Here is a 14,341-nt window from a genome sequence, read left to right as displayed (position 1 = left end):
TTTAACGTAAGACAGCTAAGTATTGGATAATTTTGCAGCCTAATTTCCAAGCAAATGAGAAATGCCATTTTAGCTTTTTTAGGAGTAGTAGTACTTGCACTTGCTCTTTTTGGTGCTAAGCTTATTGTAGATAGTAAAAAGACTCGAAAACCAAAGCCAAACAAAATTGTAAAAACTGTTTTTGCAGATCAAGTAAAAAACGGAACAGTAGCGATAACGGTACCCGCTAACGGAAATGTAAGGGCTAAAAGGCGTGTTGAACTTTATGCTGAAGTACAAGGCGTTTTTAGAAAGGGGGCAAAGCTTTTTAAAGAAGGTGAGCAATATAAAAAAGGACAATCTATCATTAGAATAGATGCATCAGAATATGCCGCCAATGTACAATCTCAAAAAAGTAACTTGTATAATTTGCTTACTTCGGTAATGGCAGATTTGCGTTTAGATTATCCAGAAATTTATCCAAAATGGCAATCGTACTTAAGTAATTTCGATTTAAAAGCGGTAACACCACCACTTCCAGAAATGACTTCTGAAAAAGAGAAATATTTTATATCAGGTCGTGGTATTTTAACGAGCTATTACAGTGTTAAAAATTTAGAACAACGTTTAAGTAAATATCGAATCTCTGCGCCTTTTAATGGTGTGTTAACCCAAGCCTTGGTTACAGAAGGAACCTTGATTAGAGCAGGGCAAAAACTAGGAGAGTTTATAAATACTGATGTGTATGAACTAGAGGTTTCTGTGAGTAAAGCTTACAGTGATTTGTTGGCATTGGGTAAGCAGGTAAGGCTAACAAATTTAGAAGAGACGGAAGCCTACAGTGGAAAAGTTTCGAGAATTAATGGAAGTGTAGATCAGGCATCACAGACCATAAGTGCTTTTATAGAAGTAAAAGATAAAAACCTTAAAGAAGGGATGTATTTAGAAGCACATCTTAATGCAAAAGAAGAAACGGATGCTATAGAAGTTGATAGAACATTACTCTTAGAAAACGATCAAATATTTGTAGTTAGAGATTCTATATTAGATCGTATAGATGTAAAACCAGTATATTTTTCGGATAAGAAAGTAGTTCTTAAAAATATCCCAGATGGTACCACAATTATTACTAAGCCTGTTGTTGGTGCTTATACAGGGATGTTGGTGAAAATATATGAAGACAAACAAGAAAAAGAAAGCGAGTAATGAGAAAAATTATTGCTTACTTTATTAAATACCATGTTGCTGTAAATGTTATTCTTCTGGCATTTTTAGGTTTTGGATTGTTGGGTGCTTATTCTTTAAAATCTTCCTTTTTTCCGCTTATAGATTCTAAAAACATAACAGTAAATATTGTTTACCCTGGAGCATCACCTCAAGAAATAGAAGAAGGTATCGTCCTTAAAATAGAAGACAATTTAAAGGGTTTAGAAGGTGTAGAAAGAGTTACATCAACCTCAAGAGAAAATAGCGGGTCTATAGATGTAGAAATAGAGAAAGGTAGAGATATTGATTTTATGTTATTGCAGGTAAAAAATGCAGTAGATAGAGTGCCTTCTTTTCCTACGGGTATGGAACCTTTAGTAGTGTCTAAAAGAGAAAATGTAAGGCAAACGATTAGCTTTGCGATAAGTGGAGAAGAAATTCCTTTAGGGACGTTAAAGCAAATTGGTAGACAAGTAGAGAATGATATTAGAGCTATTGACGGAATCTCTCAGATAAATATTTCAGGGTATCCAGATGAAGAAATAGAAATTACCGTAAATGAAAATAGTCTTTTAGCATATAGTATGACTTTTGCTGAGGTCTCAAGCGCAGTTGCTAATGCCAATATTTTAGTTACTGGTGGAAATATTAAAACAAGTGCAGAGGAATATTTAATAAGAGCAAATAACCGTTCGTACTATGGAGACGAATTGTCTAATTTAATTATTAGAGCTGATGCCTCAGGGCAAACCATTCGTTTAAAAGATGTAGCACAAATTAGGGATCGTTTTGCAGAAACACCAAATGCTTCTTACTACAATAGTGATTTGGCTGTAAACGTGACCATAACAAGTACCAATACTGAAGATTTAATTTCTGCTGCAGAAAAAATAAAAGTATATGTAGAAGATTTTAATCAAAAATATACTAATGTGCAATTAAGTGTGGTAAGCGATTTGTCTATCACCTTAACACAACGTACTGCTTTACTTTTTAAAAATGCATGGCAAGGCATGCTTTTGGTATTAATATTCCTATCCTTATTTTTAAATACACGCTTGGCTTTTTGGGTTGCCTTTGGTTTACCTGTTGCATTTTTAGGGATGTTTATTTTTGCAGGTCAGTTTGATGTGACTATAAATGTACTTTCACTTTTTGGAATGATTATCGTGATTGGTATTCTGGTAGATGATGGTATTGTCATTGCAGAAAATATTTATCAACATTATGAAAAAGGAAAAACACCTGTGCAAGCAGCAATTGATGGAACTTTAGAAGTTCTGCCACCCATTATTTCTGCTATTATTACAACACTTTTAGCTTTTTCTATATTTCTATTCTTAGATGGTAGAATTGGAGAGTTTTTTGGTGAAGTTTCTGTTATTGTAATCCTGACTTTAGTGGTTTCACTTGTTGAAGCACTCATTATTTTACCTGCGCATTTAGCACATTCTAAAGCATTGCAAGCAGTAGATAATACACCAAAAACAGGTTTTGCTGCCGCTTTTGCAAAATTACGTGTTATTAATGAGTTTGGTGAAAAGTTAATGAACTGGATGCGAGATGAGTTATATTCCCCAGTTCTTATCTTCACTCTAAAATATAAATTTTTCACTGTAATTCTTTTTATAAGTGCACTGGTTTTAACCTTTGGTTCTGTCGGTGGCGGAATTATTAGAACTGCTTTTTTTCCTAGAGTCGCTAGTGATAGAGTAGCTATTAATTTAGCAATGCCTAATGGTACTAACGAGCGAGTTACCGATTCTATTATCAGCCTTATAGAAGAAAAAGCAGAAATTGTAAATAAAGAGTTTACAGAAGAATATTTAGCAGGAACAGATAAGGTTTTATTTGATAATGCTATAAAAAGAATAGGTCCAGGTTCATCTGCAGCATCTTTAACCATTAATTTACTGCCTGGTGAAAATAGGCCAGATGTACTAACATCAGATTTGGTAACTTCTAAAATACAAGAATTAGTAGGCCCGGTAGTAGGTACAGAAAGTTTAGTATTTGGTTCTGGAGGTAACTTTGGGGGTAGTCCTGTAGCCGTATCACTTCTTGGTAATAATATTAAAGAATTAAAGGCAGCTAAAAAAGAACTCAAAGCTGCTTTAGTAGCGAACCCTTTATTAAAAGATGTTACTGATAATGACCCAGCTGGGATTAAAGAAATTCGTCTGAAACTCAAAGAGAATGCTTATTTGTTAGGTTTAGATTTAAGGACTATAATGGGGCAAGTGCGCTCTGGTTTTTTTGGTACACAGGCACAACGTTTTCAGAGAGGGCAGGATGAGATTCGTGTTTGGGTACGTTATGACAGAGAAAATAGGTCTTCTATTACAGACCTAGACGAAATGAAAATTCTGACCCCTAACGGGAGTAGAGTATCTTTAAAAGAAATCGCAAGTTACACCATAGAAAGAGGAGACGTCGCCATCAATCACTTAGAAGGACAACGAGAAATTCAACTCACAGCAGATTTAAAAGATGCAAAGAAAACTAGTGCAACTGATGTAATGGCTGATATTCAGAACAATATCATGCCAGGTATTCAATCTAAATATGCCTCAGTAACGGCATCATATGAAGGGCAGAATAGAGAAGCTGGTAAATTATTAGGTTCCTTAAAATTAGTAGGTTTATCAGTTTTAGCGCTAATTTATATGACAATCGCCTTTACCTTCCGGAGCTTTAGTCAGCCTTTAATGCTTTTATTGTTAATTCCTTTTAGTCTTACGGCTGTAGCTTGGGGACATTGGTTTCATAATTTTCCAATTAATATTCTATCAATGTTAGGAATTATTGCTTTAATTGGTATTATGGTGAATGATGGATTGGTACTTATTGGTAAGTTTAATACCAACCTTAGAGAAGGTCTAAAATTTGATGATGCCATTTTTGAAGCAGGTAAATCTCGTTTTAGAGCCATATTTTTAACCTCAATAACAACTATAGCAGGTTTAGCACCACTACTTTTTGAATCCAGTAGACAAGCACAATTTTTAAAACCTATGGCAATATCAATTGCATACGGAATAGGCTATGCAACGCTATTAACCTTACTGATGTTACCCCTTTTCTTATCATTTAGTAATTGGTGTAAAACAACCTTTGAAAGATTAAGTAAAGGCAGTAAAGTAGAAAAAGAAAAGACTGAAAGAGCAATTAAAGAATTGTTTGAAGAAGCTAAACATTCTGAATTATAAGCAAATGAGCAGATACAAAGAACATTCAGATTATGATTTGCAACGGTTATTAACTAAATGCGAATTGCTTACGTATAGGTCTCAGGTAGAATTAAGAAATGAAATTGCGGAAAGAGGTTTGGTATATGATGTTTCTTGTATTGATACAGAAATAGCAAAAACCATATCAGATATTGATGAATTAAAACATTTAAAAGATTTAGGTTTTGAAGTTATTTCAACAGAGAATGCTATAATACTGACAAGAGCTACAAGAGCAGTAGTAGCAGATGTGGTATCGCTAGTTTTGGGTACATTATTTGTTTTATTAGGCCTGGCAGCATTATTAGTTTTTATAGCTTCTTTTCGTGATGAAATTGGTCTGGTTTTAAGTACAGCAAATTATATCTTCTGCTTTATCCTCATTGGATTGGGAATAGCAGGTGTTAAGATGTTAAGTGGTTTTCAAAGGCTATTTAAATACCAAGACTTTAAATTAGAAATTACTCAAAATAGGGTAGTACTTCATAAAAGAGAAAATTCTAAAGTACAACAATACAAAAAAGAGCTTTCTGCATTAAAATTAATTACATTTAAAGAAGAGATAGCCTTGCAATTAGATGGTATTACTGTTATAAAAACAGAACAAAGTAATATACTGCAAAAAAAGACTTTAATCGCTTTTTTAGATAAAGTAAATACATTGTATGCTAATAAAGAAGAAAACTTGTGATAATGAAAAAAATATACACATTTAGCATTCTATGGTGCATTTTTTTTAATGGAATACTAGCACAAGAAAAAACCTTAGCTAAAGAAGAAGCCATACAATTGGCTTTAGAGAATAATTTTGGAATTAAGGTGGCAAAAAATAGTGTTGCTATAGCAGAAAATAATAAAAGTCTATTAAATTCTGGTTACCTGCCTACCTTAACTGGTAGGGCAAATGCAAATTACCAAAGAGATGATAGTACTTTTGAATTCCCAGGTCAGTTTGCTCGTAATCCAGAAACTAATGAACTACTGATTGATCCAAATACGGGCAATCCTGTTCCAAGGCCAGATGCAAATTTATATAAAGCAGAAGCACAACGATACGGAGCTTCGTTAAATGCAAATTATACCTTATTTGATGGTCTTGGGCGGTACTATAATTATAAAAGATTAAAAGAGCAGTATCAGTTAAATGAACTACAAGCAAGAGAGACTATAGAAAATACAATGATACAACTCTTTAGTATCTATTTTGAAATAGCACGCTTAACCGAAAATGAAAATGTACTTCAGAAAGTGTTGGCAATTTCTAAGCAACGAAACCAAAGAGCAGCATATGCCTTTGAGTATGGGCAGAATACAAAACTAGATATCTTAAATGCTCAAGTTGATGTTACGAATGATAGTATTAATTTATTAAATGTAAAACAGCAGCTAGTGAATACAAAAAGAGATTTAAATGTAGTGTTAAATCAAGATTTAAATACCAAATTTAAAGTAGATACTTTGGTGCATTTTATTCCAGAATTGCAATTAGAAGAATACGTGTCTCAGGCAAAATTAAATAATGTAGCGGTTTTACAAACAGAAAAAAACTTAACCATTAATGCCTATGATATCAAAGTAAATACAGCTGGATATTTACCCACTATAGGTTTAACTGGTTCTTATGGTTGGAATTTAAACCAGACTGCACCTAGTGCTTTTTTCCCTGGAATAAATTCAAACAATGATCGGAATTTTGCGCTTGGAGCAACCTTAACTTGGAATTTATTTGACGGTGGAAGTACTACTGTTAGGATTAAGAACGCAAAAATAGCGTATCAGAATCAAGAATTGCAAAAAGAGCAAATAGCCTTAGAGGTAGATAGGGATATTTTAAATGCATTGACTATTTATAAAAACAGACTTACTATTTTTAAAATTCAAGAACAGAATGTAATCACCAATCAAAATAATTTTGAACGTTCACAAGAACAATTTAAATTAGGAAGAATTAGTTCTATAGAATTTAGGCAAGCACAAGTTAATCTCTTAAATGCTGAGACAAACAAGAACTTGGCAAAATATGACGCAAAACTATCAGAGTTGCAATTATTACAATTAACAGGACAACTGTTAAATGTTGATTTTTAGAAATTTAATAGAAGGAAAGGTTTTTTTAAAATCATGTACGAACACTTTTTTCAATGTCCTTATTGTTGGGAAGAAATTTCAATGTTATTAGATACTTCGGTCACTAGACAAAGTTATATAGAAGATTGTGAGGTATGTTGTAACCCTATTGAAATAACCCCAGAATTTCATGATCATGAAATGGTAGCTTTTGAAGCTCACGATATTGAGCAGTAATAGACTATCTTGGAGCAAGCCAGCGTAGTATTTGTAAGAAAATAACTTAAAAATATCTAAACGCATCTAAATATTTAAATCTTGATTATCGAGTAAAAAAGAATGATGGAAACGTATCAAACAATTATTGAAATTAGTTCTGCAATTCTAATTCTTATCGCTTTTGAGTTACTGAATAGAAAAAGTTTAAAAGGCTATAGTATTATGGCAGTTGGCCAAGCTTTAGCCGCTGTTATTTGTGTAATAGCTAGCCTTTGGTTTTTGGCTGTAGTACATTCTATAAACTCTTTATTAATGCTAAGAGGCTATTTTAAATGGAAAAAATAATGTTATTTTTAGTTATGTGCTAAATTGTAACTTTCCTCTTTTTTTTTACGTTCCCTTTTTATATGACGTATAAAACTACAAACCTCTATAGTTGTAATTTTATTTTTATCAAGATATTCAAAAGTTTTTTCAACCAAAATTTTACCAATACCATTTCCTCTCATATGGTAGGGTACTTCTGAATAGGTTAAGTACATTTTATCTTTAATTTCTATATAATGTACATATGCAAAAAAATTGTCTATAGGTAATTCAAACCATTTTTCTTGTTTATTATGTGTTAATGCCCCAATCTTCATAATATACGTATTTCGAATTGCGCTAAATATACATAATTGTTAAACAAAAAGTATAAAAGCTTAAACATTTTAAGAATATATTAAGTTTTTTGAAAGGAAAAAGAGCATTATAGGCGATTTATAAAGCCTTTTTTCAAGAAAATTATAAAAACAATATGAGGGAATCACAAGGTTTGTTTCCACAAATCTCTAACATATTTTAAGTCTTTTTTCATGGCAGTAAAAATTTCTTTTTGCGGTATTTTTATATTTTTATTTCCATGCTCTGCACCACCTAAATCATACTCATAATGCATAGAAACAGGAACATTAATCCTATATTTTTTTAAGATTTTAAAATAGCGTTTAAAATCTACCATGCCTTCACCCATTGGGGTGTTTAAAATTTCCCATCTCCCATTTTTAAGCTCCCATTTAAAATCTTTAAGGACTATAGTATTTATTTTAGGCGCTATAAGTTCTAATCCTCTAGGCCAAGATCTGGCGCCTTCAACAGTTGCATGCCTAACATCATACTGGCAACCCATAAAATCTTTATCAACACCTTTAAGCATATCCCAAATTTCCCATATAGAGGCACCAACGCGCATCCCTTCATGATTTTGATATGCTCCTTTAATGTTTAACTTTTTGTTTAATTGTGCTAAAGCTTTTAGTTCTGTATTAATTTCGATTAATCCATCAGGAATAGTTTTTTGTTTGGGATAGCCATAATAACCCAAACGATAACATGTTATTCCTTCTTTTGCAGCTGTTTCTAGAATATCCTTAGTATAGAGGGCTGAGGCAAATTTAATAGCGGTAGTCATTAATTTTGGAGCAAAACCTGCCTTTTTAATACATGCTATAGCTTTTGGCAAATCTTCGGTTACCTTTTCTGGAATTACATGTCCGTTAGGGCGTACTGATAAGTCTATACCGTTAAAACCAATTTCTGCGGCTGCGTCTGCCATATCCTTATAAGTAAGAAATTGAAGGTGTTTGGAGAAAACATGAATGTCTAAGTCGTTTTCTTTTTCTAAAAAAAGACTAGACTTTTGAGAAAAAAGAGGAACGCCTACCAATGCTGCGGAACCCGCTAGAGTAGATTTTGCTACAAATGATCTTCTGGATATTTTTTTATTCATAACTTTTATTGTTTAATGTAGGCAAATAAATCGCTTATTTCTTGATCAGTCATATGCTGTGTTAAACGTTCTGGCATAATAGAAGTTTTTTGTGCTTCCATCGTTTTAATCTCCGTAACAGATAGCACTATTTCTTCAGCACCTATGGGTTTAATACGCACATTTGCATCACTTTTATCAGTAATAATCCCAGAAATTAGTTGTCCGTCTTTTTTTTCTACTCTATACATTACATAGCCTTCTCTAATATCAGCATTAGGATCTACAATATTTAATACCCAGTAATTCATATTAGTTCTATCGTAACCCGTAAGTTCTGGACCTATATTTCCACCAGTATCAAATAACTTATGGCAGGTACCACAATAGTTAGTGTATACTTTTTTGCCATTAGTAGCATTTCCTGTTGTAGTGGATAGTGCATTTTTTATTTTTTGTATTTGTTGGTTTTTATCTTCTGATGTAGCTACTGAAATATCTGGCCATAGCTCATCTACAATGGCATTGATCTTTTGATCTTCTAATAATTTAAATTGACGAATAATGGCATCTGGGATTTCTTCTTTTTTAATTTCTTTAGTGATTTGCACATATTTTAATAATTCTTTTGCCCAATCTGCTCTACTTGAAAATAATGAGAATGCAGCATTTCTTATACTTAAATCTGCTCTTAGATTATAGGGGTATGCCTTTGCCAAATGTTCACCTATACTGGCATCATTATAATGTTGCAGGGTTTGTATCGCTGCTAATCTAATACTCGCCGCATCGTTATTATTTCCAGCAATTTTTAATAATACAGGGATAACTTTTGGCTGCTCTATTTTTCCAAAGGTTTTAATGTAGGATAGCCTTTCTAAACTGCTTGCCTTACTATTTTTAATAATAGCAATGGCTTTATCTATAGCCTCAGGTTTATTTTTAAGTAGTGCAAAATTTAGTTTCCCTGCGCCAAATTTAGATTGGTATTGTGCAATATAGTTTGTGAGTTTTTCGGGTACATTGCTTAATTCTTTACCACGCAAGCCATCTTGAGCACCCGTCATGAGTATTTTTGCTTCCTCATCGGATGGGGCTAATGCAAATAAATCCGCTCCAACAGTATAATTTTGAGTGCCGCCTTCTAATAAATAACGCTGCATTAAACGCCCTAAAATAACATTCTTTACAATAGGTCTTTTCCATAAATTTGTATCTTTAAATAGGGACAAGAGTAATTTACTGTTAGGCACAGCTTTAGCCTCAATAGCCCACCATATTAGCATCTGGTTGTCTTGATCATTTCCTAAAGCATCATTATTTAAAAGTTGTTCTATAATGGGTATGGCAACAATACCAGGAAGGCGTTTAGCTGATGAGGCTAGTTGTCCTATCACTTCTGGATAATCTTCGGATTTTGCCAAAGCAATCATTTTTTCTGAAACTTTTGGAGATGCTTTTCGGGTATCACCAATTAATCGGATGCTCCACAATCTAACATATGGGTCAGAATGGTTCATAGCTTCTATGGCTGTAGCATCAGTAAATCCGCCAGATAAGTGTATGGACCATAAGGCTTCTAGCGCTTCTTGGTTATTTCCTGTTCTTAAAAGCTGTAGCAATTCTGGTAGTGCAGTCTTATCTTTTCTATCTCCAAAAATTCGCAAGGCTTGTTGGCGATACCATTTGTTCTTGTGAGAAAGTAATTTCACCAATTCTGTAGTAGAATAGGTGCTTAAATCAAAAGAAGCATAATCGTATCCTTTAGATTGTTTGTTCTTTAAACGATAAATACGCCCAGTAGTTTTGCTCCAAGTATCTCTAGGGTCTACATGAGATAATCTACTATCATTCCAATCTGCAATATAAACACCTCCATCTGGGCCAGCTTTAATATCTACAGGTCTAAACCATTTATCATCAGTTTCAAGAAGTTTATCCTCATCTATACATTTAAACCTGGAACCTATCGTTTCGGTTCTAGAGATCTGAATAAAATTCTGTAGCGGGTTTAATGCTAATATTTTAGCATTGTATTGATCTGGTAAATTACCGCCTTCGTATTTAATCCAAGCATGTGTAAACCTAATCCGTTTGCCTTCTAAAGCAATACCAGGTAAATATCCAAAAGCATATGGATTAGTAAGTGCACCATGTTTTCCCCAGTTTTTACGGTAGTAACCACCTTGTTTATAGTAAAAACCTCTAGTAGTACCATTATCACCAGAATAAAACCTGCCTTTGGCATCTATTTCCACATCAAAAGTATTTCCACCACCTTCTCCATATATTTCAAATATTTTACTATCTGGGTGGTAACGCCAAAGTGCCTGTCCTTTAAAGTGTACATTTTTAGAAACAGCCGATGAAACGGTTGCTGTGGCTGTACTTCCTTGTGCACCATATAACCATCCATCTGGTCCCCACCGTAAATTATTGGCAACGGCATGTGTGTCTTCTAATCCAAAACCACTTAAATGAACTTCAGGAGAACCTTCAGGAATTCCATCGCCATTGGCATCAGGGTATGCCACTAAATAAGGCGGAGTTAAAACCCATATTTTTCCTCTTCCTAAAGCAACACTAGTTGCAATGTTTAAACCCGTAATAGCATCCGTGGCATTATCGTAAAATCCATCCTTGTTGGTATCTTCAAAAATGGTGATTTTATCAGCACCTTTTATACCTTCTCCTGGTGGTTTAGGTACCTTATCAAAAACAGCGCGTACATACCTATCAATGTCTACAATTTTTACGCCTTCTGGATAGGGGTATTGATTGTATTGTACTACCCACATGCGTCCCCGATGGTCAAAACTAATATCTACAGGTTGATGAATTTGCGGTTCGGAGAGCATTAAATCCATTTGCAAATCTTCGCTAAATCGGAAATTTTTTAAAGTCTCTTTGGGAGGAGTAGTTGAAGAACTATCAGACATAATGCCGATGCTTTCAAAAGATTCCATATATTTTTTTACTTTTTCATTTCCTGAAATTTCATCAAGGGGTACATTTCTGCCTACTTTTTCTTCATTTTGGCAAGCAGTATGGATAAAAAATAAAAGGAGAGCTGTGCTATAGAAGGTGTATTTTTTAAAAATGCTGTTGTGGCGTATATTTTTCATTAAGGTAAATGGAATAACAGCATGAAAATTCTAGAAGAAAATTTCAAGCTTATTATGTTTTATAAGTCTCTCAGATAAATATATAAAAGATTTTCTGCAAATATGACTTAGTTCTTTAATCGTTATAGGGATAAAACCATTTGATTTCTATTTTTAAAACTTTAACAATGTATTGTTATATAAAATGTTTAATGTTTTAAAATAATTGTTAAACATTTTGTATTTTTACCATATAATTTATAACCTAAGAGCATATGTTTGGACTATTTAAGAAAAAATCAGAAAAAGAAAAACTACAAGATAAATATGCTAAGCTTATGAAAGAGGCACATGGTTTATCTACTACGAACCGTAAAATGAGTGATCAAAAAACTTTTGAGGCTGATGAGGTGATGAAACAGTTAGAAAAATTAGATTAAACCGATTCCTTTTTTAAAATGAATAAAGACAAAAAGCCCGATAATGTTGTTTATAATGCAGATACCAATGCCTATGATGCGGCTTTAAAACCATATGCTACAGATGTTGGAGCTCCTGTTATTACTACTGTAGATACCTTAGCTTGGAAAAATAGAAGTATTAATAAGGTAAATCATAAAGTACAAGCTAAATATAAAGAGATAAAGGCGCAGTACGATCAGATGATGGAAGAGTTTGAATATAATAACCTGATTTTTAATGCTAAATTTTCTTTTGAACCAGTTATAGGCGATGTTTACCATTTGTATAAAAAAGAAGATGACACCTATTTTTTATCGGTTATTGCCCCTCATGAATGTAAATTTAATGCCCAGGGCAGTTTCTATTTAAATGCCGAGCAAATCTGGGAAAAAGTTAAAAACGAATAGTTAGATGCCAGATAAAGAATTTACAGAAAGAGAATTAGACCGTATTATAGAGATGGCATGGGAAGATCGTACGCCATTTGAAGCTATAAAATTTCAATTTGGATTGCCAGAGAAAGAAGTGATAAAAGTAATGCGGGCAAACCTCAAAGAAAATAGCTTTAAAAGGTGGCGAAAAAGAGTAAATAGTGGGGTGAGTCAGAAACATCTAAAAAAGCGTAATCCAGAAATAAATCGTTTTAAATGCTCTAGACAAAGGGCTATCACTGGAAATAAAATTAGTAAAAGATAAATTGTAAATGCATTACACCAAGGAGCATATCAAAAAACTAAACAGAATTGAACGTTTAAAATTGATCAATGCCGCTACTGGAATAAAACCAGCAAACCTCATCGGAAGTATTTCGGAAAATGGACAAGTAAATTTAGCTATTTTTAGCTCTGTAGTGCACTTAGGTAGTGATCCTGCTTTATTGGGATTTATACAACGACCTAGAACAAAAGATGTTGGGCATACCTATCGTAATATTATGGCAACAGGTGAGTATACCATAAATCATATTCATCCAGAATTTATAAAAAATGCGCATTACACGTCTTCTAAGTTCCCAGAAAACACATCAGAATTTGAGGCTTGTAAATTAGCTGAGGAGTATATCCCTAGTTTTAAAGCACCATTTGTAAAGGATAGTAATTTTAAAATGGGAATGCGTTTTGTAGAAGCGCTACCAATTAAGCATAATGGTACTACTTTAATAATTGGTGAAATTATGCATTTAATCTGTCCAGATCATATTTCTAATGCTGATATGGATATTAATTTAGAAGCTTTAAATGGCGTTGGTATTTCTGGTTTAAACAGTTATTATAATCTTTCTAAAATAGAAGAATTCCCTTATGCTAGAATCGCAGAATTGCCAAATTTTGAATGAATGATGGTTAAGTATTAATATTTTTTAAACCAGTTAAAATGTTCGTTCATAATACCTGCTTTATTTTCATTAATGTGAGTAATAAAAGCCTTTGCAATCTGAGATAGGTTTTTGGAACTTAACCAAATTAAATTCCAGTTGGTTATAATGGGAAGCCCTTTTACAGGAATTACTTGTAAGTCTCCACTTTTTAATTCATTTTTTATTCCAATAAGTGGCATAATAGAATAACCAAGACCAGCTACAATAGCTTGCTTTAAGGCTTCATTAGATTTTAGTTCTATTTTTTTATAAGATGTTATTTTATTGGAAGCAATAAAACGTTCCATTTCATTTCTTGTTGCAGAGCCTTGTTCTCTATAAATAAGGGGTAGCTGTTCAAATATTTTGTTGGTAATTGGTTTGCCAGTATTTTTATATTGTTTTCCACCCACAAGGTATAGTTTATTCTCCATCAATTGAATACGGTCTATTTTTAAACTTTTTGGTATAGTAGATACCATAGCAAAATCTACTTCATTGTTTTCTAAAGATTTAATAACTTCTGCCTTGTTGGTTACATCCATAATTAAATCTATGCCTTTATTGGTATTTATAAATTCACTTAAGAAAAAAGGCATAGCGTATTTTGCAGTAGAAACAATCGCTATTTTTAACTTGCCAGCTAATTGCCCTTGGAAAGACATTGTTTTGTAGTTTATAGCATGCACTTCGTTTAAAATATTTCCTGCAGCAAGTGCTATTTCTTTACCAAATTCTGTAATGTAAATTTTTCTGCTTACTACCTCAAAAAGTGGAATAGAAAATTGATCTTGAAATTTTTTAAGTTGAATAGAAACCGCTGGTTGCGTCAGAAATAACTCTTCTGATGCTTTAGTGACACTTTTTAACTCTGCTATTTTATGAAAAATTTCGAGCTGATGCAACGTGTAGTTCATAATATATGTTTATGTATTTTATAATAAAAATAAATAAAAATAAATGCAAA

Annotated in this window: 14 protein-coding genes; 10 read left to right on the top strand and 4 right to left on the bottom strand. The window is 32.9% G+C overall.

The window, feature by feature from the left end; translation table 11 throughout:
* Positions 1 to 54: 54 nt before the first annotated feature.
* From ACZ451_RS01620 to ACZ451_RS01595, 6 genes are all read left to right on the top strand, one after another.
* On the top strand, positions 55 to 1,185 hold the full coding sequence (locus ACZ451_RS01620) for an efflux RND transporter periplasmic adaptor subunit (protein ID WP_464215332.1): 1,131 nt from the start codon (positions 55 to 57) through the stop codon (positions 1,183 to 1,185).
* Positions 1,185 to 4,394 carry an efflux RND transporter permease subunit gene (locus ACZ451_RS01615; protein ID WP_464215331.1) on the top strand — a complete coding sequence of 1,070 codons (3,210 nt, stop codon included), beginning with the start codon at positions 1,185 to 1,187 and terminating at the stop codon, positions 4,392 to 4,394. The genes ACZ451_RS01620 and ACZ451_RS01615 overlap by 1 nt, the downstream gene beginning before the upstream one ends.
* Positions 4,395 to 4,398: 4 nt before the next feature.
* Complete coding sequence (locus ACZ451_RS01610; protein WP_464215330.1) at positions 4,399 to 5,106, top strand: hypothetical protein; 708 nt, start codon at positions 4,399 to 4,401, stop codon at positions 5,104 to 5,106.
* Positions 5,107 to 5,108: 2 nt separating this feature from the next.
* Entirely contained in the window at positions 5,109 to 6,503 is a 1,395-nt protein-coding gene (locus ACZ451_RS01605) for a TolC family protein (RefSeq protein ID WP_464215329.1), read from the top strand.
* A gap of 33 nt (positions 6,504 to 6,536) precedes the next feature.
* Positions 6,537 to 6,719 carry a CPXCG motif-containing cysteine-rich protein gene (locus ACZ451_RS01600; protein ID WP_464215328.1) on the top strand — a complete coding sequence of 61 codons (183 nt, stop codon included), beginning with the start codon at positions 6,537 to 6,539 and terminating at the stop codon, positions 6,717 to 6,719.
* Between the two features lie 105 nt (positions 6,720 to 6,824).
* Complete coding sequence (locus ACZ451_RS01595) at positions 6,825 to 7,046, top strand: hypothetical protein (RefSeq protein WP_464215327.1); 222 nt, start codon at positions 6,825 to 6,827, stop codon at positions 7,044 to 7,046.
* Between the two features lie 8 nt (positions 7,047 to 7,054).
* Here the strand turns inward: ACZ451_RS01595 and ACZ451_RS01590 are convergent, their stop codons facing one another.
* The 3 genes from ACZ451_RS01590 to ACZ451_RS01580 form a co-directional block, all read right to left on the bottom strand.
* Positions 7,055 to 7,345 carry a GNAT family N-acetyltransferase gene (locus tag ACZ451_RS01590; protein ID WP_464215326.1) on the bottom strand — a complete coding sequence of 97 codons (291 nt, stop codon included), beginning with the start codon at positions 7,343 to 7,345 and terminating at the stop codon, positions 7,055 to 7,057.
* 164 nt (positions 7,346 to 7,509) lie between these two features.
* Positions 7,510 to 8,472, bottom strand: coding sequence for a sugar phosphate isomerase/epimerase family protein (locus tag ACZ451_RS01585; protein ID WP_464215325.1), 963 nt, complete (start codon positions 8,470 to 8,472; stop codon positions 7,510 to 7,512).
* Between the two features lie 5 nt (positions 8,473 to 8,477).
* Entirely contained in the window at positions 8,478 to 11,576 is a 3,099-nt protein-coding gene (locus ACZ451_RS01580) for a DUF7133 domain-containing protein (protein WP_464215324.1), read from the bottom strand.
* 254 nt (positions 11,577 to 11,830) lie between these two features.
* Between ACZ451_RS01580 and ACZ451_RS01575 the strand changes: the two genes are divergently transcribed.
* The 4 genes from ACZ451_RS01575 to ACZ451_RS01560 are packed head-to-tail and all read left to right on the top strand — an operon-like array spanning position 11,831 to position 13,353.
* Complete coding sequence (locus tag ACZ451_RS01575) at positions 11,831 to 11,995, top strand: Lacal_2735 family protein (RefSeq protein ID WP_464215323.1); 165 nt, start codon at positions 11,831 to 11,833, stop codon at positions 11,993 to 11,995.
* Between the two features lie 18 nt (positions 11,996 to 12,013).
* Entirely contained in the window at positions 12,014 to 12,424 is a 411-nt protein-coding gene (locus ACZ451_RS01570) for a DUF2452 domain-containing protein (RefSeq protein ID WP_464215322.1), read from the top strand.
* 4 nt (positions 12,425 to 12,428) lie between these two features.
* Positions 12,429 to 12,713 (top strand): TIGR03643 family protein, encoded by a 285-nt coding sequence (locus ACZ451_RS01565; RefSeq protein ID WP_464215320.1) that lies wholly within the window; start codon positions 12,429 to 12,431, stop codon positions 12,711 to 12,713.
* Between the two features lie 7 nt (positions 12,714 to 12,720).
* On the top strand, positions 12,721 to 13,353 hold the full coding sequence (locus ACZ451_RS01560) for a flavin reductase family protein (protein ID WP_464215319.1): 633 nt from the start codon (positions 12,721 to 12,723) through the stop codon (positions 13,351 to 13,353).
* A 14-nt stretch (positions 13,354 to 13,367) separates the two neighbouring features.
* Here ACZ451_RS01560 and ACZ451_RS01555 read toward each other — a convergent pair whose 3' ends face one another.
* Positions 13,368 to 14,291, bottom strand: coding sequence for a LysR family transcriptional regulator (locus ACZ451_RS01555; RefSeq protein ID WP_464215318.1), 924 nt, complete (start codon positions 14,289 to 14,291; stop codon positions 13,368 to 13,370).
* Between the last annotated feature and the right edge of the window lie 50 nt (positions 14,292 to 14,341).

The sequence above is a fragment of the Allocellulophaga tsushimaensis genome (genome assembly GCF_055383085.1).
The sequence above is the reverse complement of the archived record's forward strand: the minus strand, read 5'-3'. Positions and strand labels throughout refer to the sequence as shown.